We start from the raw sequence: 1248 nt of genomic DNA on the forward strand, positions 1-1248 counted from the left end.
GGAACGCGTCGACCGCATAGGTGCTCGTCTTCACGACCTCGCGCGCGCCGTGGATCCGGTTGTTGAACGCGACCAGCACGCCCTGCCCGCGCGCGGCCGGATGGGCGGCCACCGTCACCGCGTTCAGCAGGTTCAGCGGGCCGTCGGACGACAGCGCGGTCGCCGGCCGCATCGCGGCCGTCAGCACGACCGGCTTGTCGCCCCGAACGACCAGATGCAGTGCATACGCGGTTTCCTCGAGCGTATCGGTGCCGTGGGTGATCACGATGCCGTCGATCGCCGGGTCGGCCATCAGCGCGTCGATCCGCGCGGCGAGCGTGTTCCACAGCGGCAGCGCGAGATCCTTGCTGTCGATGCTGGCGACCTGCTCCGCGTCGATGCGCGCGACCGACGCAAGCGCCGGCACGGCGTCGACCAGGAAATTGACGCCGAGCGCGCCGGCCTGGTAGCCGGCCGTGCTGGCCGCGTCGGGCGCGGCGCCGGCGATCGTGCCGCCGGTGGCGAGTACGGCGATGCGCGGCAGCGCCGGCGCGGACGAAGGGGATGCGGTGTTCGGTGTATTCATGGCCGCGATTGTAATGGCTCGCGGCCGGCGTCCGGTAGGTCCGGCGCGAACGCGCGCGGCGCGGCCCCGTGTCATGGTTTGTCCCGATCGCCGGCGCGTGCACGCCGTCAACGGCCATGCCGCCCACTGCGTTATAGAAATGCCGTTTTGGTGTTTTCACATTGATTTGCCATAATCGGAGCGCGCGGCGCGATGCGACCCTGTTCACGTCGCGCCGGGCTTCGTGACGGCGTCGATATAAAACGCAATTCACCCCATGGGAGTGTCGAAATGAAAATCCAATCGCTCGTAGCCGCAGTGCTTCTCGGCGGCATGCTGGCTTCCCCCGCATTCGCGGCGAACAGCCAGCAGGACAAGATGAAGGCCTGTAATACCCAGGCAGCCGGCAAGACGGGCGACGAACGCAAGGCGTTCATGAAGGACTGCCTGTCGGCGAAGCCCGCGAAGGCGATGACGCAGCAGGAAAAGATGAAGGCGTGCAACACGCAGGCCACCGGCAAGAAGGGTGACGATCGCAAGGCGTTCATGAAGAGCTGCCTGAGCAACCAGCCGGCCGCCTGAGTTCGGCGCTCCCGCCTCGAATGCCGCGCCCCGCTTCGGCGGGCGCGGCATTTTCGTTTTCGTTGCATGCGCATCGACACGCGCCTGCCAGCCGCATGCCCGCCCGCATGCCCGCCTTTTCC

At 67.5% G+C, this 1248-nt stretch carries 2 protein-coding genes; one reads left to right on the forward strand and one right to left on the reverse strand.

Going from position 1 to position 1248, the window contains the following annotated elements; genetic code table 11:
* Positions 1 to 565: asparaginase (locus H3O04_RS35395; protein WP_202589520.1), on the reverse strand; the 565-nt coding region annotated here is incomplete at its 3' end.
* Between the two features lie 270 nt (positions 566 to 835).
* On the opposite strand from H3O04_RS35395, the gene H3O04_RS35400 reads away from it, so the two are divergent.
* Positions 836 to 1126 (forward strand): PsiF family protein, encoded by a 291-nt coding sequence (locus H3O04_RS35400; RefSeq protein ID WP_011549641.1) that lies wholly within the window; start codon positions 836 to 838, stop codon positions 1124 to 1126.
* Positions 1127 to 1248 lie beyond the last annotated feature (122 nt).

This window comes from Burkholderia sp. KCJ3K979 (assembly GCF_016759955.1).
In the GTDB taxonomy this organism is placed as follows: Bacteria; Pseudomonadota; Gammaproteobacteria; order Burkholderiales; family Burkholderiaceae; genus Burkholderia; species Burkholderia orbicola.